General features: G+C 63.9%; 21 protein-coding genes. 18 read left to right on the top strand and 3 right to left on the bottom strand.

The features are described from left to right. The first annotated feature begins 11 nt into the window (after positions 1 to 11). Positions 12 to 614, top strand: a complete 603-nt coding sequence (locus ACF8FG_RS23370; RefSeq protein WP_019438459.1) for a hypothetical protein — start codon at positions 12 to 14, stop codon at positions 612 to 614. A gap of 36 nt (positions 615 to 650) precedes the next feature. Here ACF8FG_RS23370 and ACF8FG_RS23365 read toward each other — a convergent pair whose 3' ends face one another. After that, positions 651 to 1526, bottom strand: coding sequence for an AEC family transporter (locus ACF8FG_RS23365; RefSeq protein WP_014591064.1), 876 nt, complete (start codon positions 1524 to 1526; stop codon positions 651 to 653). Between the two features lie 427 nt (positions 1527 to 1953). Between ACF8FG_RS23365 and ACF8FG_RS23360 the strand changes: the two genes are divergently transcribed. The 15 genes from ACF8FG_RS23360 to ACF8FG_RS23290 all read left to right on the top strand — a co-directional run bounded on the left by ACF8FG_RS23360 (position 1954) and on the right by ACF8FG_RS23290 (position 19602). After that, positions 1954 to 3252: an MFS transporter gene (locus ACF8FG_RS23360; protein WP_318077826.1), complete on the top strand. Its 1299-nt coding sequence runs from the start codon at positions 1954 to 1956 to the stop codon at positions 3250 to 3252. Between the two features lie 81 nt (positions 3253 to 3333). Next, positions 3334 to 3642 carry a hypothetical protein gene (locus ACF8FG_RS23355; protein ID WP_019438461.1) on the top strand — a complete coding sequence of 103 codons (309 nt, stop codon included), beginning with the start codon at positions 3334 to 3336 and terminating at the stop codon, positions 3640 to 3642. A gap of 48 nt (positions 3643 to 3690) precedes the next feature. Further along, on the top strand, positions 3691 to 4242 hold the full coding sequence (locus tag ACF8FG_RS23350) for a YbhB/YbcL family Raf kinase inhibitor-like protein (RefSeq protein WP_081384700.1): 552 nt from the start codon (positions 3691 to 3693) through the stop codon (positions 4240 to 4242). Between the two features lie 554 nt (positions 4243 to 4796). Next, on the top strand, positions 4797 to 5858 hold the full coding sequence (locus tag ACF8FG_RS23345) for a 3-deoxy-7-phosphoheptulonate synthase (RefSeq protein ID WP_014591068.1): 1062 nt from the start codon (positions 4797 to 4799) through the stop codon (positions 5856 to 5858). Between the two features lie 80 nt (positions 5859 to 5938). Next, complete coding sequence (locus ACF8FG_RS23340) at positions 5939 to 6220, top strand: peptidylprolyl isomerase (RefSeq protein WP_003248318.1); 282 nt, start codon at positions 5939 to 5941, stop codon at positions 6218 to 6220. Between the two features lie 142 nt (positions 6221 to 6362). Then, entirely contained in the window at positions 6363 to 8162 is a 1800-nt protein-coding gene (locus tag ACF8FG_RS23335) for an extracellular solute-binding protein (RefSeq protein ID WP_318077829.1), read from the top strand. After that, complete coding sequence (locus ACF8FG_RS23330; RefSeq protein ID WP_318077830.1) at positions 8159 to 9217, top strand: microcin C ABC transporter permease YejB; 1059 nt, start codon at positions 8159 to 8161, stop codon at positions 9215 to 9217. The genes ACF8FG_RS23335 and ACF8FG_RS23330 overlap by 4 nt, the downstream gene beginning before the upstream one ends. Beyond that, complete coding sequence (locus ACF8FG_RS23325) at positions 9217 to 10233, top strand: ABC transporter permease (RefSeq protein ID WP_010953975.1); 1017 nt, start codon at positions 9217 to 9219, stop codon at positions 10231 to 10233. Before ACF8FG_RS23330 ends, ACF8FG_RS23325 begins: the two co-directional genes overlap by 1 nt. 59 nt (positions 10234 to 10292) lie before the next feature. Continuing rightward, positions 10293 to 11675, top strand: a complete 1383-nt coding sequence (locus ACF8FG_RS23320; protein WP_081384699.1) for a sigma-54-dependent Fis family transcriptional regulator — start codon at positions 10293 to 10295, stop codon at positions 11673 to 11675. Between the two features lie 224 nt (positions 11676 to 11899). After that, positions 11900 to 13291, top strand: a complete 1392-nt coding sequence (locus tag ACF8FG_RS23315; protein WP_392519248.1) for a GntP family permease — start codon at positions 11900 to 11902, stop codon at positions 13289 to 13291. Positions 13292 to 13301: 10 nt separating this feature from the next. Then, complete coding sequence (gene hbdH, locus ACF8FG_RS23310) at positions 13302 to 14072, top strand: 3-hydroxybutyrate dehydrogenase (protein WP_019438467.1); 771 nt, start codon at positions 13302 to 13304, stop codon at positions 14070 to 14072. 55 nt (positions 14073 to 14127) lie between these two features. Then, a complete protein-coding gene (eco, locus tag ACF8FG_RS23305) occupies positions 14128 to 14607 on the top strand; it encodes a serine protease inhibitor ecotin (protein WP_014591074.1) in 480 nt (159 codons plus the stop codon). A gap of 91 nt (positions 14608 to 14698) precedes the next feature. Then, positions 14699 to 16651, top strand: coding sequence for an acetoacetate--CoA ligase (locus tag ACF8FG_RS23300; protein WP_318081641.1), 1953 nt, complete (start codon positions 14699 to 14701; stop codon positions 16649 to 16651). 88 nt (positions 16652 to 16739) lie between these two features. Then, entirely contained in the window at positions 16740 to 17015 is a 276-nt protein-coding gene (locus ACF8FG_RS23295) for a peptidylprolyl isomerase (RefSeq protein WP_004576651.1), read from the top strand. Positions 17016 to 17127: 112 nt separating this feature from the next. Beyond that, positions 17128 to 19602 (top strand): autotransporter outer membrane beta-barrel domain-containing protein, encoded by a 2475-nt coding sequence (locus ACF8FG_RS23290; protein ID WP_318081642.1) that lies wholly within the window; start codon positions 17128 to 17130, stop codon positions 19600 to 19602. Here ACF8FG_RS23290 and ACF8FG_RS23285 read toward each other — a convergent pair. Continuing rightward, entirely contained in the window at positions 19599 to 20222 is a 624-nt protein-coding gene (locus ACF8FG_RS23285) for a LysE family translocator (protein WP_019438470.1), read from the bottom strand. The two genes, ACF8FG_RS23290 and ACF8FG_RS23285, sit on opposite strands and share 4 nt — an antisense overlap. Before the next feature lie 131 nt (positions 20223 to 20353). On the opposite strand from ACF8FG_RS23285, the gene ACF8FG_RS23280 reads away from it, so the two are divergent. Continuing rightward, positions 20354 to 21163 carry an AraC family transcriptional regulator gene (locus ACF8FG_RS23280; RefSeq protein WP_019438471.1) on the top strand — a complete coding sequence of 270 codons (810 nt, stop codon included), beginning with the start codon at positions 20354 to 20356 and terminating at the stop codon, positions 21161 to 21163. Positions 21164 to 21246: 83 nt separating this feature from the next. After that, the gene (locus ACF8FG_RS23275) at positions 21247 to 21861 is read left to right on the top strand and encodes a LysE family translocator (protein ID WP_014591078.1); all 615 of its coding nucleotides are present in this window, start codon (positions 21247 to 21249) and stop codon (positions 21859 to 21861) included. Here ACF8FG_RS23275 and ACF8FG_RS23270 read toward each other — a convergent pair. Then, positions 21809 to 22534, bottom strand: a complete 726-nt coding sequence (locus ACF8FG_RS23270) for a serine/threonine protein phosphatase (protein WP_318081643.1) — start codon at positions 22532 to 22534, stop codon at positions 21809 to 21811. The two genes, ACF8FG_RS23275 and ACF8FG_RS23270, sit on opposite strands and share 53 nt — an antisense overlap. Positions 22535 to 22611 lie beyond the last annotated feature (77 nt).

The following is a 22611-nucleotide window of genomic DNA, read 5'->3' as shown; positions in this document are numbered from 1 at the left end:
GAAGTTTCACCATGTACAGGAAGATCGTGCCACTGGCACTGCTGGCAACACTGGCCGGTTGCTCCGACAGCCAGGACACCATCAAGGCCAGTTTCCACAAGGCTGCCCAGGCCTCCCTGGATACCCGGTACCCACACTGTTTCGTCATCAGTTCGTTCCCTACCAAGACCCAGGACTTCGACGTGCACGGCACCAACAAGGCGTTGCACGCCCTGGCGCAGGTAGGCGTGGTCAGCGAGAAGGAAATTTCGCGTACCGAAATACCGGCCCGGCTGTGGTCGCCGGCACGCACGGATATCTACTACGCCTACGACCTGACCGATGAAGGCCGCAAATACTACAAGGCAGGCGCTGGGCTGTGTTTCGGTAAGGCGCAAGTGACGGCAATCGAGCAGTTCAGTGAGCCGAGCGAGGCAACCGGACAGAAGCTGTCGAATGTGACCTATGCCTACAAGATCATCGAGTTGCCGGCGTGGGCCACCAATGCTCAGGTGAAAGCCAGCATCGCCGGCTTGGGCCAGGCGGTGGCCAGCCATGCTACCCCGCTCAAGGAAACCCGAACCCTGGTGCTGACCAGCCAAGGCTGGGTGGATGACCAGTTGCTGGCCCAGTAGCCCGAAGCCTGTACCGGCACTATCGTCGGTAAAGGCCTACATCCACCAGGCCAGGACCACCGGTAACCAGGCAAACGACAGCACCGTCGAGCACATCACCAGGTTCGCCACCTGCTCCGGTTCACGGTTGGCGCGCACCGCCATCAGGTAGTTGAACACGGCTACCGGCATCGCCGACTGCACCATCAGCACCGCACGCTCCAGGCTGTCCATGCCCAGTACCGCGCCCACTGCCCAGCCCACCGCAGCCCCCAGGCCAATGCGCAAACCGCCCAGCAGCATGCCGCTGCCCACGTGACGCAGGCGAATGCTGGCCAGTGATACCCCCAGGGTCAGCAGCATGAGCGGAATGGTCATGCCGCCCAGCAGGTCTGCGGTGTTGGCCAGCCAGCGCGGCAGTTCGAAATCGAGAAAAATGATGGGCATGGCGCCAGCCAGGCTGATGACGATAGGGTTGCGCAGCAACGCCTTGAGCGAAGCCGCCGTGCCGGAGATGGCCATGCCGATGGTGAACTGAACGATCGACAGGGTCAGGAAGAATGCCACGGCCAAGGCCAGGCCATGCTCACCGAAGGCATACAAACTGATCGGCAGGCCCATGTTGCCGGTGTTAGGGAACATGAAGGCCGGCAGCAGTACCCGCCAGTGCATGCCCGACGCGCGACACACGAGCAAAGCGGCCAAGGCCATCCCCAGGGTGCACAGCAAGCAGGCCACAGCCATGCTGGTAAAGGCATTCGGGTCCAGCTCGGTACGACTGAGGGTGGACAGTACCAGCGAAGGTGTGCCGACGGTCATCACCACCCGGGCGATGAAATCAGTGGGGTAATCCAGGCCCTTGCGGGCCCAGGCAAAACCAATGCCGGCGACGATGAAAACCGGGGCCAGGACTGCGAACAGCGACGCGAACATGGTGGGCCTTCCTTGGTGGGGTTCAGCATTATGCCGCACTCAGCGAGATTACCGGGCCGATCTCACCGCCCGCAGGCGCCGCCATCGAAAATGTCTGTGGAAGACATGTTCATGTCGCGCTGAGACTGCGGCGTCTCGTCGCACACCCGAGCCCCTTGGGCAAAAGCGTTCAAGCCCGTAGAATCCCGCTTCCTTTTCGCCCGTCGCCTTGAACGGTGGCAACCAGCAGCAATGACAGAGTCAGCGCCTGAACACATGAACGTACATGTGAAGTAGGCTCAACCCTCCCCGCCCGGCCCATCTCCCATAGCGCCCAGCGGTTGAGTCTTGCCCAGGTCGCATCCGTGTCGCCACTCGCCCCTTGCCGGGTCGAGCCGGTGTGCGCGCCGAGAAGGTGCTCATTCCGCTCATCCAACTAGAGGTACGTATGTCTCCGCGTTTGCTGGCCATGGCGCTGGCGCCCCTGCTCGGGCTGTTCATCATTGCCCTGGGCAACGGCTTCATGTCTTCCCTGACCACCCTGCGCCTGGGCGCCGCCGGTGAGTCTGCAACCACCATTGGTATCGTCTCGTCGACCTACTTCATCGGCCTGACCCTCGGCGCCATCTTCAACGACCGGCTGATCCTGCGCATCGGGCACATCCGCGCCTACACCAGCTTCGCCTCGCTGATCGCCGTGACCATCCTGCTGCAAGGGTTGTTCTACGAGGTCACCTGGTGGTCGGTGCTGCGCCTGATCAACGGCTGGGCCGCAGTGGGCGTGTTCCTGGTAATCGAAAGCTGGCTGCTGCTGGCCGGTGACGCAAAGATCCGTGGCCGCCTGCTGGCGCTGTACATGATCGCCTTCTACGGCGCCGGGGTGATCGCCCAGGCTGGCCTTGGCGAAATCACCCAGCTGGGCAATACCGCCCCGTTCATGCTGGCCGGCGTGCTGGCCGCCCTGTCGGTGTTGCCGATCGTGATCCTGCCGCGGGTGTCGCCGCTGCTGGAGCAGGTCGAACCCCTCAAGCCCCGCCAGTTGCTGGGCGTTGCACCGTCGGGCCTGGTCGGCTGCTTCGGTTCGGGCGTAGCGATTGCCGGCATCTATGCCCTGCTGCCACTGTACTTGCAGCGCATCGGCCTGGAGGTGGGTGAGGTCGGCAACATGATGGCCTGGGTGATCCTTGGCGCGATGCTGCTGCAATACCCGGTCGGGCGCTGGTCCGACCGCAAGGACCGCCTCGATGTGCTGCTCGCGCTGGCCGCGTTGTGCGTTGTCCTGTCGCTTGTAACGGTGTTCCTGCCATCGGACTCGTTCCTGTTGCCGGCCATGCTGTTCCTGCTGGGTGGTGGCGTGTTCACCCTGTACCCGGTGGCGGTCAGCCATGCGGCCGACCGCGCGCCGTCCGATGCGCTGGTACCGATGATCCAGGGCCTGCTGCTGATCAACTCGCTGGGCTCGGCCATGGCACCGGTGGCCATTTCGCCGATGATGACCGAGTTTGGCGAGGCTGGGCTGTTCTGGGCGTTTGCCGTGGTCAACCTGGCCATGGTGTGCTTCTTCATGTGGCGCCGCGGCAAGCGCCCGGCGGCAGAGCACCCGGCGCCGTTCACCGCTTCTACCACCTTCTCGCCAACCGGTGCCGAGTTGCGGGTGACCGAAGACCTGATGCATGCGGCGCAGGAGCATCCGCCGCTGGAGCCGGTCGAAACCCCGGCAACCGCACAGCGCTCGGAATCCTGTTGATTGCCACTCGTCGCCCAGAAGGCACCCCGCCAGCAGCTGCCAGCCAAACGAATGACAGATCTTGCACAAAGGAGAAGTCCCATGATCCGCATTCGCCCGCTGTCCCTGAGCCTGGCGCTGGCCCTGACCAGCCTCACCGGCGCTGCCTTCGCCGCCACCGACACCCATACCGACAGCCATCCGCAAACTGACCAATCCGGCGGCAAGACCGCCGGTGAAGGCAGCAGCGTCAACAGCCCCGGTAGCAGCAAAGGTAACGACAGCAGTGACACCGGCAGCAACGCCGATGCCGCCGACGGTGCCTCTGGCGGCTCCAACAGCACCGGCGAAGCCACCGGCTCTGGTGCCGGAGCCAGCGGAGGCACTGCCGAGGACCAGGACAGCCGCTGAAGCAGACCTGGACTAGACTGAGCCCTGACGCCCTGCCAAGGATTGACCATGCACCTCAGACACTGGCTGTTCGCTGCTTTGCTGCCCTGCACAGCGTCAGCCGCCGCAGGCGGCCAAGGCGCGATGTCGGTCAGTTCCTCGTCTTTCACCGATGGCGGCGTCATTGCCCTGCAACAGGTCGGCCAGGACCCGGCATGCGGTGCCGGTGAAGAGCGGACCCCGCAACTGAGCTGGGACAACCTGCCCGCAGGTACGCGGTCGCTGGCCCTGATCATGTTCGACCCGGACGGTGGCAAGGGTGTGGGTGTGGTGCACTGGGTGGCCTACAACATCGATCCGGAACAGGATGGGCTCAAGGAAGGCATGGCGGGCTTGAGCGGGCCCTACGTAACAGTGGGCCGCAACTCCCGTGGCACCCAGAGCTACCGCGGCCCCTGTCCACCCGCCGGCGACAACCCCCATCATTACGCACTGACCCTGATTGCCACCGACCTGCCCTTGGGTACCTTGCCCGAGGGGCTGGACCGCAGCGGCCTGCTGCAACTGCTGCAAGGCCACGCCCTGGGGGCGCAGAGCCTGGTCGGGCGCTACGGCCATTGAACCAGTCAGTACAAAAACAAATGATCGGCCCCATAGCATTTATCCATTGAATGGCCCGCACGAACTGAAGTAAGCTCGGGCTCATTCACTGGAGAGCAACATGCCGAAACACACCCGCAACCACGCCAACCACACCGGTCGCAGCCTGCGCCCTGTGCTGGCCGTTGCCGGCTGCGTGGCACCTGCCAGCTATTACTTTGGGTATTGGTTTAGCCACTAGGCGCCGATACCCACCCGGCGTCCACCTTCGAGGGGCCGCCGAACATGAGAATACTCAAACCCCCGGTCGGCTTCCCGACCGGGGGTTTTGCTTTTCAGGCCTTTGACCAACACCGATTCACCTTGAGGACAGATTCATGAACTACGCCACTTATTACTACGCAAACACCTGCGCCTGGCGATTTAGCCAATTCCGTTCGGGCCAGCCAGCCGCCTCCGATCGGTCTTCTACAGGTGGCAATGCAGCAGCCAATACGAATTCAACGATCTGTCGAACACCTCGATAGGGCCGACCATGCGGGCTTGAACCCGCTGTCCGCCCAGGGAAAAACGCCATGCACGCTTCCAGCCTCGCCCTGCCCCTGACCCAGCCGCAAGCGGCCAACACCACTGTCAGCAAACGCCTGCCCAGCCCACACCTGCTCAAGCAACAGATGCCACTGCCCAGCGAACTGGCCCAGCAAGTCCAGGCCCATCGCCAGGCCATCCGCAACATCCTCGAAGGCCGCGACCCGCGCCTGCTGGTCATCGTCGGCCCCTGCTCGATTCATGACCCGCGCTCGGCCCTGGAATACGCCGACCGCCTGGCCGCCCTTGGCCGCGAAGTCAACGACAAGCTGCTGCTGGTGATGCGCGCCTACGTCGAAAAACCGCGTACTACAGTGGGCTGGAAAGGCCTGGCCTACGACCCGCACCTCGATGGCAGTGACGACATGCACTCGGGTATCGCCTTGTCTCGCGGGCTGATGCTGAGCATGATTGAACGCGGCCTGCCGATCGCTACCGAGTTGCTGCAACCGATGGCCGCCGGCTACTTCGACGACCTGTTGGCCTGGGCCGCGATTGGCGCTCGCACCACCGAATCGCAAATCCACCGCGAAATGGTCAGTGGCCTGGAACTGCCGGTCGGCTTCAAGAACGGTACGGACGGCGGCATCGCCATCGCCAGCGACGCCATGCGCAGCGCTGCCCACCCCCACCGCCACTTCGGTATGGATGCACAGGGCCACCCGGCGATCATCGAGACCTTGGGCAACCCGGACACACACCTTGTACTGCGTGGCGGCCACAAAGGCCCGAACCACGATGCCAACAGCATCGCCATGGCCCGTCAGGCGTTGGCCAAGGCCGGTCTGCAGGCACGGATCATGGTCGATTGCAGCCACGCCAACAGCGGCAAGGACCCGGCGCGCCAGCCAGCGGTCTTCAATGATGTGCTGGAACAGCGCCTGGCCGGCGACCGTTCGCTGGTCGGCGTCATGATCGAAGGGCACTTGTTCGATGGCTGCCAGGCGCTGGGCAAGGGCACGCTGAAATACGGTGTGTCGATTACCGACGGCTGCCTGGGCTGGGCCTCGACCGAAACCCTGTTGCGTGAGGCGGCACAAAAACTGTAGGCCGAAGGTTGTAAGCCTGGCGAGACATACCCCGGACAAGTGCGCTAGGCTTGCCTTTTTACCCCCAAGGAGCAGTACCCATGGCCCGTGCAACCGCCCGCCACATTCTGGTCAGCAGCGAAGACAAGTGCAACGAACTCAAAGCCCAGATCGAAGCAGGCGCCGACTTCGCTGAAATCGCCAAAGCCAACTCCACCTGCCCGTCCAGCCGTCAGGGCGGTGACCTGGGCTCGTTCGGCCCAGGCCAGATGGTAAAGGAATTCGACACTGTGGTCTTCAGCGCCCCGGTCAACACCGTGCAAGGCCCGGTGAAGACCCAGTTCGGCTACCACCTGCTGGAAGTGACCAGCCGCCAGGACTGATTCACCCCTCCCGGTGATCAGCCCCCCTGTGGGAGCGGGTTTACCCGCGAAGAGGCCAGACCAGACAACCTCGTTGCCTGCTCCGACGCATTCGCGGGTAAACCCGCTCCCACAAGTATTGTGGGGGCTTGTATTTTCGTGCATGGGCTTTACGGTCCAGGCCGCTCCCACCCACGCCCTCACGGTCTACGGTGAAGCCCCCCGCTACGCCGCCAGCTTCCGGCATTTCGACTATGTAAACCCCTCCGCCCCCAAGGGCGGCATCTTGCGCCGCTCGGCCATCGAGATCGGCCAGTTCGACCACATCCTCCCCTACATCGACAAAGGCATCGGTGTCAGCGAAGTCGATGGCCTGCTGTACGCGCCACTGGCGGTACGCTCTTACGATGAACCCTATACCGTTTACGGCCTGATCGCCCGGCGCATGGAGCGCGGCCCCAATGATGAGTGGCTGCGTTTCGACATCGACCCACGCGCCACTTTTGCCGATGGCAGGCCGGTGCGCGCCGAAGACGTGCGTTTCACCTTCCAACTGCTGATGAGCAAGGGCAGCCTCAAGTACCGTACCCAGTTTGCCGACGTGGCCGGCGTGACGGTGGAAAGCCTGCACAGCGTGCGATTCGACTTGAAGCCCGAGCACGGCCGCACCCTGGCGCTGGACCTCGCCAGCCTGCCGGTAATACCCGAGCACGACTGGCAGCAGCGCGATTTTGCCAACGGTGCCGGCTTCGACAAGCCAGTCGGCAGCGGGCCATACCGCATTGGGCGCATCGACAACGGCCGCAGCATCACCTTCGAACGCGACCCGGCATGGTGGGCACGTGACCTGCCCGCCAGCCGTGGCCGCTACAATTTCGACAAGCTGCGCATCGAGTACTTCGGCGACACCGAAGTGGCGCGCCAGGTACTCAAAGGCGGTGGCTACGACTACAACCGCGAGTTCTCCGCCACGGCCTACACCTTGGGCTACAACGGTGCGCAACTGGACGACGGCCGCCTGCAGCGCGCCCACCTGGGCCCGGCCAAACCGCAGGTGGCCCAGGGTTTCGTGTTCAACCTCGACCAGCCGCAGTTCAAGGACCGCCGTGTGCGGCAGGCGCTGGGTATGTTATGGGACTTCGAGTGGAGCAACCGGCAGATGATGCGCAACCTGTACATCCGCCAGCAAAGCGTGTTCTCCAATACGCCGTTGGCCGCTCGCCAGTTGCCGGATGCGGGCGAGTTGAAGCTGCTCGCCCCCTTGCGCGGCCAAGTGCCAGATGAAGTGTTCACCACGGTGTTCACTGCCCCGGTCACCGATGGCTCGGGGATCATCCGTCAACAGCAGTTGCAGGCCCTGGCCCTGCTCGAACAAGCCGGCTGGCACCCCGAAGGCGACCGCCTGGTCAATAGCCAGGGCACGCCACTGGCGTTCACGTTCCTCAATGGCCAGGCGGGCCTTGAACGCCTGCTGCTGCCGTGGAAGCGCAACCTGGCCCAGATCGGCGTGAGCCTGAACATCCGCAATGTCGACTCGGCCCAGTACGTCAACCGGCTGATGGCGCGCGATTACGACATGATCGTCACCGGCTACCCGGTCACCCTGTCGCCGGGCGCCGAGTTGTACAACTACTTTGGCTCGGCGGCCGCTCACGACCCCGGCTCGAACAACCTGATGGTCCTGCAGGACCCGGCCGTGGACCACCTGATCGACGGCCTGGTCCGCGCCGACACCCAGGCCGACATGCTGCACCACGCCCATGCCCTGGACCGCGTGCTGCAATGGAATTACTACTGGATCCCCAACTATTACCCGCCGGGCAGCTCCACCGTCTGGTGGAACCGCTTCGGCCTGCCCAAGGTCCAGGCTACCTATGACGAGGGCCTGGACACCTGGTGGGAGGTAAGCCCTACCCCGCTGACCAACGCGCAGATGGCCGAACGCCGGAAGGCCTCGCCATGACCGCTTATATCCTGCGCCGTCTGTTGCTGATCATCCCGACGCTGCTGGCAATCCTGCTGGTCAATTTCGCCATCGTCCAGGCCGCGCCGGGTGGCCCGGTGGAACAAGCCGTGGCGCGCCTGCAGGGCATCGGTGGCGGCGCACCCGGCGCGCGAGCTGAAGTGGTCCATGGCGAATCCCGGGCCACACGCGGCCTGGACCCGAAACTGATCGAAGAGATCAAGCGCCAGTATGGCTTCGACAAATCCGCCCCCGAGCGGCTTTGGTTGATGCTCGGCCAATATGCCCGGCTGGACTTTGGCAACAGCTTCTTCCGCGGCGCCAAAGTCACCGACCTGATTCTCGACAAGTTGCCGGTCACCCTGTCGCTGGGCTTCTGGGCCACGCTGATCACCTACCTGGTGTCTATCCCGCTGGGCATCCGCAAGGCGATGCGCCACGGCAGCCGCTTCGATGCCTGGAGCAGCGCGTTGATCGTGATCGGTTACGCCCTGCCTTCGTTCCTGTTCGCCCTGCTGCTGATCGTCCTGTTTGCCGGCGGCACTTCGCTCAACTGGTTCCCGGTGCGCGGCCTGGTCTCGGACAATTTCGACGAGCTCAGCCTGCTGGGCAAGGTCGCCGACTACTTCTGGCACCTGGTGCTGCCGGTCGCGGCCCTGGTGATCGGTGGGTTCGCCACCCTCACGCTGTTGACCAAGAATGCCTTCCTCGACGAGGTTTCCCGCCAATACGTGGTCACTGCCCGGGCCAAGGGCCTCAGCGAACGCCCCGTGCTGTATGGCCACGTGTTGCGCAACGCCATGCTGCTGGTGGTGGCCGGGCTGCCACAGGCGCTGATCACCGTGTTCTTTGCCGGCTCGTTGCTGATCGAGGTGATCTTCTCGCTCGATGGCCTGGGCCGCATGAGCTATGAGGCCGCCGTGTCGCGGGATTACCCGGTGGTGTTCGGCACGCTGTTCATCTTCACCCTGGCGGGCCTGCTGATTCGCCTGATCGGGGACCTGTCTTACACCCTGCTCGACCCGCGCATCGACTTCGATACGAGGGCGCACTGATGCTATCGCCCTTGTCGCGCCGTCGCCTGCAACGTTTTCGCCGCCACCGCCTGGGCTGGGTGTCGCTGTGGTTGTTTGCCGGCCTTCTGCTGCTGAGCCTTTGCGCCGAACTGGTGGCCAACGACAAGCCACTGCTGCTGGGCTACAAGGGCAATGTGTACGTGCCGGCGCTCAAACGCTATACCGAGCAGCAGTTCGGCGGGCAACTGCCGTTTCAGCCCGACTACCGCAGTGCCTATGTGCGCCAACTGATCGCGGAACAGGGTGGCTGGATGCTGTTCGCACCAATCCCGTTCAGTGCCGACACACCTAATTACGACCTGCAGGTGCCCACCCCCAGCCCGCCCAGTGCCAGCAACTGGCTAGGCACCGACGACCAAGGGCGTGACGTGCTGGCGCGGGTGCTTTATGGCACGCGGGTATCGCTGCTGTTCGCCTTTGCCCTGACCGTGGTCAGTGTGCTCATTGGCGTGGCGGCGGGCGCCCTGCAAGGCTACCACGGGGGCTGGGTCGACCTGTTCGGCCAGCGCTTGCTGGAGGTATGGTCGGGGTTGCCAGTGTTGTATCTGTTGATCATCCTCAGCGGTTTCGTCGAACCGGATTTCTGGTGGCTGCTGGGGATCATGGCGCTGTTCTCCTGGTTGACCCTGGTCGACGTCGTGCGCGCCGAATTCCTGCGTGGGCGCAACCTGGAGTATGTAAAGGCAGCGCGGGCGTTGGGATTACCGGACAGTCAGGTAATGTTGCGGCATATCTTGCCCAATGCCATGAATGCCACGCTGACCTATGTGCCGTTCATGCTGACCGGGGCGATCACCACACTGACCGCGCTGGACTTTCTGGGCTTTGGCATGCCAGCGGGCAGCGCCTCGCTGGGCGAGCTGGTGACCCAGGGCAAGCAGCACCTGGAGGCGCCGTGGTTGGGCTTTACCGCGTTCTTTGCGCTGGCGGTGATCCTGTCACTGCTGGTGTTTATCGGGGATGCCTTGCGTGAGGCGTTTGACCCCCGACGATGAGTTTTCAGGCCAGGCCTTTTCGCGGGCTTGTGCCAATACATGATTCAGGATGTTCACCCATGCACGACAGCAACAGCCTCAAGGACTACCCCCAGGTACGGCAACTGGCGATCCGCTCGCTGTTCGAGATCATCGAACAGTCCAGCGAAGGCACGGTGATCGTCGACCGCCAGGCACGCATCGTCTGGATGAACGAACGCTATGCCCGACGCTTTGGCCTGGCCGACGCTGCCAGTGCCATCGGCCAACCCTGCGAAACGGTGATCCCTGGGAGCCTGATGCGCGACGTGGTGAGCAATGGCCGCCCCATCCTGCTGGACATGCTCGACACGCCGAACGAGCCATTGGTGGTCATGCGCCTGCCCATCCACGACGACCAGGGCACGCTGATCGGCGCCATCGGCTTTGCCCTGTTCGACGAACTGCGCAGCCTGTCGCCGCTGCTCAAACGCTATTCCAGCATGCAGCAGGAACTGGCCTCGACCCGCTCGCAACTGCGCGCCCGCCAGGCCAAGTACAGCTTCGCCCAGTTCGTAGGCAGCAGCGCGCCCAGCCTGGAAGCCAAGCGACGCGCCCGGCGTGGCGCCGGCAGCGATTCACCCGTATTGCTGCTGGGCGAAACCGGCACCGGCAAGGAGCTGCTGGCCCACGCCATTCACGCAGCGTCAGCACGGGCACACAAAGCTTTTGTCAGCATCAACAGCGCAGCCATCCCGGAGACGCTGCTGGAAGCCGAATTCTTCGGCACCGCGCCGGGTGCTTTTACCGGCGCCGACCGCAAAGGCCGTAGCGGCAAGCTGCAACTGGCCGAAGGCGGCACGCTGTTCCTCGACGAGATCGGCGACATGCCGCTGGCCCTGCAGAGCAAGCTGCTGCGGGTGCTGCAGGAAAAGGAATACGAACCGGTAGGATCGAACCAGATGCTGCGCAGCGATGTGCGCATCATTGCCGCCACCTCCATCGACCTGCAGGCTGCCATGGCCCGCGGGGCCTTCCGCGCCGACCTGTATTACCGGCTGAATGTGCTGCCGATCGATGTCCCGCCGTTGCGGCAACGGCTGGAGGACCTGCCCGCGCTGTGCGAGGCCATATTGGCTGAGCTGGGCAGCCAGTACGAGCTGGAAGCTGAAGCGCAGCAACTGCTGGCCAGGCATGCGTGGCCGGGGAACATTCGCGAGCTGCGCAATGTGCTGGAGCGCGCGACCTTGCTGGCGGATCAGCCCCGGTTGGGGGTGGCGGACCTGCGTGCGGCATTGGGGCCATTGAGCCCGCTGGCTGAAGCGCCCGTACGGCAGCGCTACCGTGACGCGTGCGAGGCCTTTGAACGCGGCCTGATTGCCGGGGCGCTGGCCGAACAGGGGGGAAAAGTGCCAGAGGCAGCAGCGGCGTTAGGGCTGGGGCGGTCAACGCTGTACAAGAAGATGGCGGCACTCGGTCTCTAATTGGAGACTTTTGTTTCTTTTTTGAGATTACAGCGAGGGCCCGCCCTTGATCACAGGCAAGCCAGCGATGGGCTGTAAAGCAGCCCCTGGCGTCTCTGAATGTAGACATAGACTTCTAACAAAACCCTTTAACCCTTACAAATCAGCCAGTTAGATACTTGGCACGATTCCCGCTATCTCCTGTTCAACGATAAAAACAAGACTCACCCAGGAGACCCACCCCGATGACCGTGCTCATCGCACTCGCCGCTCTGGCCTTGCTGATGCTGGCCGCCTACCGCGGTTACAGCGTGATCCTCTTCGCCCCCATCGCCGCCCTCGGCGCTGTCCTGCTCACCGACCCTGCTGCCGTCGCCCCTGCGTTCACGGGGGTGTTCATGGAGAAAATGGTCGGTTTCATCAAACTGTACTTCCCGGTATTCCTGCTGGGGGCGGTGTTCGGCAAGCTGATCGAGCTGTCCGGCTTCTCCCGCTCGATCGTCGCCGCGGCCATCCGCCTGCTCGGCACCCGCCAGGCGATGCTGGTCATCGTACTGGTCTGTGCCCTGCTCACTTACGGCGGTGTTTCGCTGTTCGTGGTGGTGTTCGCGGTGTACCCGTTCGCCGCCGAAATGTTCCGTCAGAGCAACATCCCCAAACGCCTGATCCCGGCCACCATCGCCCTGGGCGCATTCTCGTTCACCATGGACGCCTTGCCCGGCACCCCACAGATCCAGAACATCATCCCCAGCACCTTCTTCAACACCACCGCCTGGGCCGCGCCGTGGCTGGGCCTGATCGGCACGCTGTTCGTGTTCTTTACCGGCATGGCCTACCTGCAGCGCCAGCGCAACAAGGCCCTGCGCGCCGGTGAAGGTTATGGCACCGACTTGCGCAACGAACCGGAAACCGCTGCCGACCTGAGCCTGCCCAACCCCTGGCTGGCGCTGTCGCCGCTGATACTGGTGGGGGTGATGAACCTGGTGTTCACCCAATGGATACCGCAATGGTACGGCCCCAGTCACAGCCTGCAACTGCCAGGCATGAGTGCGCCGGTACAAAGCGACGTGGCCAAACTAACAGCCATCTGGGCAGTGCAGGCAGCATTGCTGGTGGGCATCCTTATGGTCCTGGTGTGTGCCTTTGGCACCATTCGCACGCGCCTGGCCGAAGGCACCAGAAGCGCGGTGGGTGGCGCCTTGCTGGCAGCCATGAACACCGCTTCGGAATACGGCTTTGGCGCGGTAATCGCCTCGCTGCCGGGTTTTCTGGTGCTGGCCGATGCCCTGCGCGGCATCCCCAACCCCTTGGTGAACGAAGCCATCACCGTGACCTTGCTGGCCGGCATCACCGGCTCCGCTTCGGGCGGCATGAGCATCGCCCTGGCGGCCATGGGCGACACCTTCATTGCCGCCGCCCACGCGGCCGACATCCCGCTGGAAGTGCTACACCGGGTAGCCGCCATGGCCAGCGGCGGCATGGACACCCTGCCGCACAACGGCGCGGTGATCACCTTGCTGGCGGTGACCGGCCTCACCCACCGCGAGGCCTACAAGGACATTTTTGGTATTACCCTGATCAAGACCCTGGCGGTGTTCGTGGTCATCGCCACGTTCTACGCCACTGGCATCGTCTAAGGAGCATGGCATGACCCTTGAAGGCAAAACTGCACTCGTCACCGGTTCCACCAGCGGCATTGGCCTGGGCATCGCCCAGGTATTGGCCCGGGCTGGCGCCAACATCGTGCTCAACGGCTTTGGCGACCCGGGCCCCGCCATGGCGGAAATCGCCCGGCACGGGGTGAAGGTTGTGCATCACCCGGCCGACCTGTCGGATGTGATCCAGATCGAGGCCTTGTTCAACCTGGCCGAACGTGAGTTCGGTGGCGTCGACATTCTGGTCAACAACGCCGGTATCCAGCATGTGGCACCGGTTGAGCAGTTCCCGCCAGAAAGCTGGGACAAGATCATCGCCCTGAACCTGTCGGCCGTATTCCATGGCACACGCCTGGCGCTGCCGGGCATGCGCACGCGCAACTGGGGGCGCATCATCAATATCGCTTCGGTGCATGGCCTGGTCGGCTCGATGGGCAAGGCAGCCTACGTGGCAGCCAAGCATGGTGTGGTCGGCCTGACCAAGGTGGTCGGCCTGGAAACCGCCACCAGTCATGTCACCTGCAATGCCATATGCCCGGGCTGGGTGCTGACACCGCTGGTGCAAAAGCAGATCGACGATCGTGCGGCCAAGGGTGGCGATCGGCTGCAAGCGCAGCACGATCTGCTGGCAGAAAAGCAACCGTCGCTGGCCTTCGTCACCCCCGAACACCTCGGTGAGCTGGTACTCTTCCTGTGCAGCGAGGCCGGTAGCCAGGTTCGCGGCGCCGCCTGGAACGTCGATGGTGGCTGGTTGGCCCAGTGACGGGCGGCCTGGGCCTGGCGACGGTCCCGCATTCGTTTATCAGCAAGGAGGCCTTATGCGCCCTACCCCAATGACCGCGATTCTGGCCCTGAGCCTGGCCGCCGCCGCACCTGCGATGGCCGCCAGCCTGAAGGACATCGCGCCCTACCCCGAGGCGGAAAAAGGCTTTACCCGGCAGGTTATCCACCTGCCGGCACAGGCCGACGAGTCGGCTTATAAACTGGAAATCCTCGCTGGCAAGACGCTGCAGGTCGACTGCAATCGTCAGCGCCTGGGCGGCAACCTTGAAGCACGCACCCTGGAAGGCTGGGGCTACAATTACTACCGCCTGGACAACGTCAGCGGCCCGGCCAGCACGCTGATGGCCTGCCCGGACGGCAAGAAGACCGAGGCCTTCGTGCCGGTGGTCGGCGATGGCTTCCTGCTGCGCTACAACAGCAAGCTGCCGGTGGTGGTGTATGTGCCCAAGGATGTCGAAGTGCGCTACCGCGTGTGGGCGGCATCGCAGGATGTGCAGAAGGCTAAAGTAGAGTAAGCAGGACCGCTTTCTCGGCAGGGTCAGCCTCTTCGCAACACAAGGCTGATCCTGCCCTGAGCCTGCTTTGTTCCGGTAAAGGAGATTCGGCATGAACGATGTGCTCTGGCGCCCGTCCACAACGCAGATCGAGGCCAGCCGGATGGATGCCTTCCGCCGCCGGGTCAACCTGCGCTACAACCTGCAACTCAACGACTACCAGGCCCTGCACGCCTGGAGCATCGAACAGCGGCCCGCCTTCTGGCAAACCCTTGCCGAGTACTTCCACGTGCATTGGCATACCCCGCCCAGCCAGGTGCTCAGCGAAGGGCCACAAATGCCCGATGCACAGTGGTTCGCCAATGCCACCCTGAACTTTGCCGAACACCTGCTGCGCCGCCGTGACGACCGCCCGGCCGTGGTCGCCGTACGCGAAGACGGCCAACGCGAAGTGTTCACCCATGCCGAACTGGCCGCACAGGTGGCCGGGCTGCAAACGGCATTCAAGGCTGCAGGTATCGTCCCGGGCGACCGGGTAGCTGCCATCATGCCCAATACCTGGCAAACACTGGTGGCCATGCTCGCCTGCACCAGCCTTGGCGCGGTCTGGTCTACCTCTTCGCCCGAGTTCGGCGTGCATGGCATCATCGACCGCTTCGGCCAGATCGAACCCAAGCTGCTGATCGTCTGCGCCGGTTACGAGTATGCTGGCAAGGCCATCGACCAGGTGACCAAGGTCAACCAGGTGTGTGCGCAGTTGCCGGGCCTGGAGCAGCTTATCGTGGTGCCCCATACCCGCAAAGGCACGCGTACCGACGAATTCCAGGCAGCCAACGTCAGCCTGTGGGATGACTTCTTCCAGCCCGGCGGCGAGCCCCGTTTCACTCCGCTGCCGTTCGACCACCCGCTGTACATCCTCTATTCCAGTGGCACCACCGGCGTGCCCAAGTGCATTGTCCATCGCGCCGGAGGCGTGCTGTTGCAACACCTCAAGGAACACGGCCTGCACAACGACCTGAAGGCCGATGACGTGCTGTTCTACTACACCACCTGCGGCTGGATGATGTGGAACTGGCTGGCCAGCGGCCTGGCGGTGGGTGCCACGCTGGTGCTGTACGACGGCTCGCCGTTCCACCCAGGCCCCGGGCGCCTTCTGGACCTGATAGAGGCCGAGGGTATCCACGCTTTCGGTACCAGCGCCAAGTACCTGGCGGCACTGGAGCAGGCAGGCCTGGAACCTGCCACCAGCCACTGCCTGACCAGCCTGCGGCTGCTGCTGTCCACCGGTTCGCCGCTGTCACCACACAGCTATGACTATGTGTACGACAAGATCAAGGCCGACCTGTGGCTCGTGTCCATGTCGGGCGGTACGGATATTGTCTCCTGCTTCGTGCTGGGCAACCCGACCCTGCCCGTGCGTCGTGGCGAAATCCAGTGCAAGGGCCTGGGTATGGCGGTGGAGGTGTGGAACGAGCAGGGTCAGCCTGTGGTGGACGAAAAAGGCGAGCTGGTGTGCACGCGCAACTTCCCCTCGATGCCACTCGGTTTCTGGAACGACCCGGACGGTCGCCGTTACCACGATGCTTACTTCAGTCAGTTTCCGGGGGTGTGGGCCCAAGGCGACTACGCCGAGCAGCGTGCCAGCGGGGGCATGGTGATCCACGGTCGCTCCGACGCCGTGCTCAACCCGGGCGGCGTGCGCATTGGCACGGCGGAGATCTACCGCCAGGTGGAAAAAGTCGAACAGGTCGTGGAAAGCGTGGCCATCGGCCAAGACTGGAACGGGGATGTGCGGGTGGTGCTGTTCGTGCGCCTGCACGACGGCCTGCAGCTGGATGAAGCCCTGCGCCAGCACATCCGCCAGGTGATACGCCAGTACACCACGCCCCGCCATGTGCCGGCGGTGATCGCCCAGGTCAGCGACATACCGCGCACCATCAGTGGCAAGCTGGTGGAACTGGCGATTCGCGATGTGGTGCATGGGTTGCCGGTGAAAAACACCGATGCCCTGGCCAACCCGGAGGCGCTCGATCAGTTTCGCGATCGCGCAGAGCTGAAGAGCTGACATTCATCGCGGCCAGTTGGGCGCGATCGCTACAACGGGACTCAATCAGGCATAATGCCGCCTTTTTTCCCCGATGCACAGGTAGCCCATGAAAGCCCAAGCCCGCCACATACTGGTCAAGACCGCTGACGAAGCCGAAAAGCTCAAGCAGCGCATCGCCAACGGCGAGGCTTTCGACGTGCTCGCGAAAAAGTGCTCTCTCTGCCCATCGGGCAAGCGCGGTGGTGACCTGGGCGAAATTCGCCCCGGGCAGATGGTCGGCGCCATCGACCAGGTAATCTTCAAGAAGCCTTTGCGTGTGGTACACGGGCCGATCAAGAGCAAATTCGGCTACCACCTGGTGCAAACGTTCTACCGCGACTAACGCGCTAGCCCTTTGCCACCTGACATTTTTGCCAGTTGTGGTCGTGACGCACTCCTCTATACAACCCCGGTAACCCTGCGCGCCACGCTTGATGCGCAGGTCTCCCTGGAGAATGGAGGATTTCCTGATGCGTCTACGCCTGCTGCTGACCCTGGGTTCGCTCCCGCTGCTGGGCATGGTCACGCCCGCCCAAGCAAATTGCACCTTCGCACCCGGCCCGGGTAACGACGCCCACACCTGTGACAGCGGTACCGCCCCCGCATTGGTGGACACCAGCGGCGATAACCGCCTGGTATTCCCGGCATCCGGTAGCGGCGCCATTACCGGCGACGTAACCTTCGGCGCCGGCAAAGACAGCATCGACATGGCCTCCGGCAGCATCGGCGGCAACGTCAACCAGGGCTCCGGCATCGATGACTTCGTCATGAGCGGCGGCGTCATCGAAGGCAACCTCAACCAGGGCGATGGCCTGGACACCTTTCACCTGACCGGCGGCTGGATCAAGGGCACGTTCGACAGCGGCGACTATGCCGAAATGGACGACGGACGTATCGGCAACGTCAACATGCGGCTGGACGAGAACACCTTCATCATGCGTGGCGGCAGCGTCGACAGGAACGTCATCACGGCCTTCGACAAGGACTACATCGAAGTCTTCGATGGCAACATCGGCGGCAACATCAGCGTCAGCGGTGGCGACGACCAGGTGCTGGTGCACGGTGGCCAGGTTGGCGGCGATGTGTTGCTGAGCACTGGCAACGACCGCTTCACCTGGGACGGCGGCCGTATTGGCGGGCGCGTGGATGCCGGGCCAGGTGATGACACGGCACTGCTCAAAGGCCTTACGCCCGAGGTGCTGAGTATCACGTTGGACGGCGGCGAAGGTAACGACAGCCTGACGTTCGATGCCAGCCAGCCGGCAGGCGGTGCCCACTATGTGAACTGGGAGCGCGTGGCGCTGAACAACGGCAGCCGGCTGGCACTGGATGACACGCTGGTACTGGGCGATAGCAACAGCGGCACGGGCAGCCTCACCCTCGACGCCAGTAGCAGCATCACTTCACGCCAAGGGGTGATCACCGCGTTTGTCCCAGGCCAGCGCACCTCGGTCAGCAACGCAGGTACACTTGACCTCACAGCCGGCAATGATGCCATGGGCCGCTTGAACATCGAGGGCGATTACACCGGCAACAACGGCACCCTGCGCCTGAACAGCGTGCTGGCCGGCGATGGCGCTGCTTCCGATCGCCTGGTGATCAGCCGCGGCGCCATCGCCGGCTCTACCCAGGTGCTCATCAACAACCTCAACGGCGCAGGTGCGGCGACTGCGCAGAACGGCATCCAGGTGGTCGAAGCCCGTGACGGCGCCACCAGCACGGCCACCGCCTTTGTACAGACCCAAAGGCTATCGGCCGGTGCCTACGACTATCGGCTGTTCAAAGGGGGCGTCACTGCCGGCAGTGAAAACAGCTGGTACCTGCGCTCGACGCTGGTTGCGCCACCCGCTCAGCCCCCTGTGCCGGCACCGGGCGAGCCACCCGTGATCGCCCCGGCCGTCACTCCGCCCGTCGCTGCGCCAGCGCCCGGCCAGGCCGAGCTGCCTGCGCCGGTGCAGGGCCAGAGCCTGCCGCTGTACCGCCCCGAGGTCCCGGTTTATGCCGCAGCGCCGCGGGGTGCCGCGATCATCGCCCGTCAGGCACTGGGCACCTTCCACCAACGCCAGGGCGACCAGCTGTTACTGCAGGGTGAAAGCGCCATGCCCGCCAGCTGGGGGCAAGCCTACGGCGGCACGCTGCGCCAGCAATGGAGCGGCACGGTCAGCCCGAGCCTGGACGGCGACCTGTACGGTTTCAAGGTGGGCCAGGACCTGTATGCCAAGGTTGGCGACAACGGTTACCGCCAGCATGTTGGTATCTACGTAAGCCATAGCCGCCTGGACGCCGACGTCAAAGGGTTTGCCCTGGCCGTTCACGACCGCAGCGTGGGCGACCTGAAGCTCGATGGCGACAGCGTGGGCACCTACTGGACGCTGGTCGGGCCACAGGGCGCGTACCTGGACGCGGTGTTGCAATACACCCGCCTGGATGGCCGCGCCCGCTCCGATCGTGGCGACACGCTGAACGTCGACGGCCACGCCTGGACAGCTTCACTGGAATCGGGCTACCCCATCACCCTGTCCGAGCGCTGGCGCGTGGAACCGCAAGCTCAGCTGATTGCGCAAAAGGTCGCGCTGGACAGCGCCAGCGACAGCGTCTCGCGCATCAGTCATGACGCCCAGGTCGAGCTGACCGGCCGCCTGGGCCTGCGTCTGGAGGGTGCGTTCACGGGAAGCAGCGGGCGCCTGTTGCAGCCCTATGCGCAGGTCAACCTGTGGCACGGCGACGGTGGGCGCGACACCTTGACCTTCGATGACGCAGACAAGATCAAGACCGACTACCGCTATACCTCAGTGCAACTGGAAAGCGGTGTGGTAGCGCAGGTCAACGAAGTGCTGAGCCTGCATGGCGGCGTGCAGTACACCGCCAACCTGGACAGCCGCCAGCAGGAAGCCAGCGGCGTCAACCTGGGCGTGCGCTGGCAGTTCTAGCGGCGCGCAGCCAACAGACCAAGGCCCGCGCAACCCAGCAAGGACGCGCTGACCCGGTTGAACATCCGGCGTGGGCCGGGCTGGCTGAACCAGCGCTGCATGTAGGCGCCCAGGCCTGAGTAGATGGCAATGGCCGCCCATTCCAGCAGCAGGAACAACGCACCCAGCCAAAGGAACTGCTCACTCACCGGGGTGCTGCTACCGACCGAGACGAACTGCGGCAGGAAGGCGGTGAAGATCAGGATGGCCTTGGGGTTGCCGGCCGCCACCCAGAACTCCTGGCGCGCCAGGCGCCAAGTACCGCCTGGGTGATCGCTTGCCACCACGGTCTCGCTCACGGGTGCGCGCCACAGTTGCCAGGCGATGTAGAACAGGTAGGCCGCGCCCACCACCTTGATGGCCAGGAACAGGTATTCGCTGGTATGCAACACCACTGCCAGGCCCATCGCTGCCAGGGCGATCATGCCGCAGAAGGCAAGGATACGGCCGGCGCCGGCCACGCAGGCGGTGCGCAGGCCGTAACGGCTGGCGTTGTGCAGTGACAACAGGTTGTTAGGCCCTGGTGCCATGTTCAAGGCGAAGCAGGCGGGGATGAAGAGCAGCAGGCTTGAAAGGTCCATTCTCGTTTTCCTCTGACAACAGCCCTCTATTTCGGTGGGTTTCGGGCCCTGCGGTCAAGTAACAGCCAGCGATAAAAACTGTACGGGTGCGCGGCACCTGTTACCCTGCCGACAATACCGAGGAGCCTGTAATGCCCCGTTCCCACGCCGCCCTGTGGCGCGACCCGGCCCTGGCACATGTCGAAAGCCGGCGCGCCTGCCACAGCCGGGCCTGCTACAAGGCTCACAGCCACCCGACGTTTTCCATCGGTGCGGTGGATGCTGGCCGCAGCCATTTCACCGGGGCTGCCGACGGGCAGCATCACTTGGCACCCGGCACGCTGGTACTGGTCCCGGCCCACCGCGTGCATGCCTGCAACCCGGCCCCCGGCCTGGCGTGGAGCTATCAGATGCTGCATGTGGATGCCGACTGGCTGACGCAGTTACGCCTGGAGTCGGGCCTTGGCGGTATCGAAGCCGGCGAACCGGTGCGTATCTGCAGGGAGGCTGAGGTATATCGGCAGTTCTGCGATCTGAACAGGTTACTGTTTTCCAGTGCCTGCAACGGCGAGAAAGATGCGGCGCTGATTGCTTTTCTTGGGGACCTGGATTTCTCCGCGCACCCACCGCTGACAGCGGCCCCCGCCCTGGAACCAGCTACCTTGAGCGGGTTGCTGGCACGCATCGAACACCAGGACCCTGCGCAATTGAGCCTGGAGGTGTTGGCGCGGGAGGCGGGGCTTGGGCGCTATCAACTGATCCGCGCGTTTCGAGCGGCTACCGGGTTTACACCGCATGCCTACCTGCTGAATGCCCGGGTCAATCGCGGGCGGCAACTGTTGAGTGAAGGGCTGGCCCTGGCGGAAGTGGCCTACCAGCTTGGGTTTGCTGACCAGAGCCATTTCCAGCGGGTGTTCAAGGCCCATGTGGGGGTTACGCCGGGGCAGTACCGAGGAAACTGAAGGCTGCTGCATGTGCAATATTGTTCAATACGCCAGAACAGGCCCGGCAGCAGACTGCGGTTTTTTCCGTAGAGCAGCCCCCAATGCAACAATTCATGATCATCGCCCTCGCCCACTTCCTTGCCCTGCTCTCACCCGGCCCGGACTTTTTCCTGGTCGCACGCAACTCGATCAACAGCGGCTGGCGCATCGCCAGCGGCGCCTGCCTGGGCATAGCGCTGGCCAATGGCGCGTTCATCCTCATAGCCTTCACCGGGCTTTCAGTACTGCAGGAGGGCAGCCCGCTGTTCACCGCCCTGCAACTGGCCGGCGCCAGCTACCTGCTGTACATCGGCGTGCTGTTCCTGCGCCATGCCGGGCAAACCAGCCTGGGCACAGTAGCAGGCAGCCAGCGGGTTCATGGCTGGTGGCGCAGTTTGGGCATGGGCTTCTTGTCCGGCATCCTCAACCCCAAGAACGGGTTGTTCTATGCCAGCCTGGCCAGCATGGTCGCCAGCGTCAGCGCCGGCTGGAAAATGGCCTACGCCGTATGGATGTTCAGCATCGTCCTGCTCTGGGACTTGCTGGTCGCCGTGGCCATCGGCAACCAGCGGGTACTGCGGCGATTCGCCCGCAGCCTGGCGTGGCTGGAGCGGGCCTCGGGGATCATGCTGGTGATGTTGGCAGGGGCGTTGTTGCTGCATCTGGCTCGGGGCTGACCCGTTGCAAGGTGCGCATGTCGACCAAGGTGAAATGGCCGCTGGCCCATCCCCCCGTATCCAGGTGCCACACATTGCCCAGCAGCTTGGCCTCCAGCACCGGGGTGTGGCCAACCAGCAGGGCTCGCAGGCCCTGCACCGGTTGGGTGTCACCCTCTTTCAGGCGCCGACGCGACCACTGGCACACTTGGCGCACCTCAGGGTCGTCATCCAGTTCCAGCCAGGAGCGTAATACCGCCCAGTCGGCAAACGGACTGTCTGCATGCAGCAGGCCTACCAGACCATCCGCACTCTCCACTTCCATGGCAATCGGCAACTGCTCGAAACGCTCCACGAAACGCAGTTGCTCGCGCCGCGGCAAGTCGAGGAACCAGCCTCCCCCGGCGGCGCGGTACATGCCCAGGTCGAGCCGCCCACCACGCACGCGGGTGATTGCCAAGGCCTCATGATTGCCCTGGACGGCATGGAACCAAGGCTGGGCCAGCCAGTCCAGCGCTGCCTCGCTGTGCGGCCCACGGTCGACCAGGTCGCCCACGCTGAACAAGCGGTCCACCGCCGGATCGAACCCTACCGCCTCCAGGCATTGTTGCAGGCGCTGGAAGTGGCCATGGATATCGCCCACGGCCAGATCCCGTCCCCGGATATTGGCGATCAGCCGCCGAAACCGTGCCATTACAGTGTTCCTCCGCTGGTAGCACCCTGCCCGCCTTTGCGCGGGCCGTGCTCATGGCGCTGTCACTGGACAGCATG

Source organism: Pseudomonas sp. YQ_6 (assembly GCF_043103245.1).
In the GTDB taxonomy this organism is placed as follows: domain Bacteria; phylum Pseudomonadota; class Gammaproteobacteria; order Pseudomonadales; family Pseudomonadaceae; genus Aquipseudomonas; species Aquipseudomonas alloputida.
Note: the sequence above shows the minus strand (reverse complement) of the source record. Positions and strands in the feature narration are given on the sequence as shown.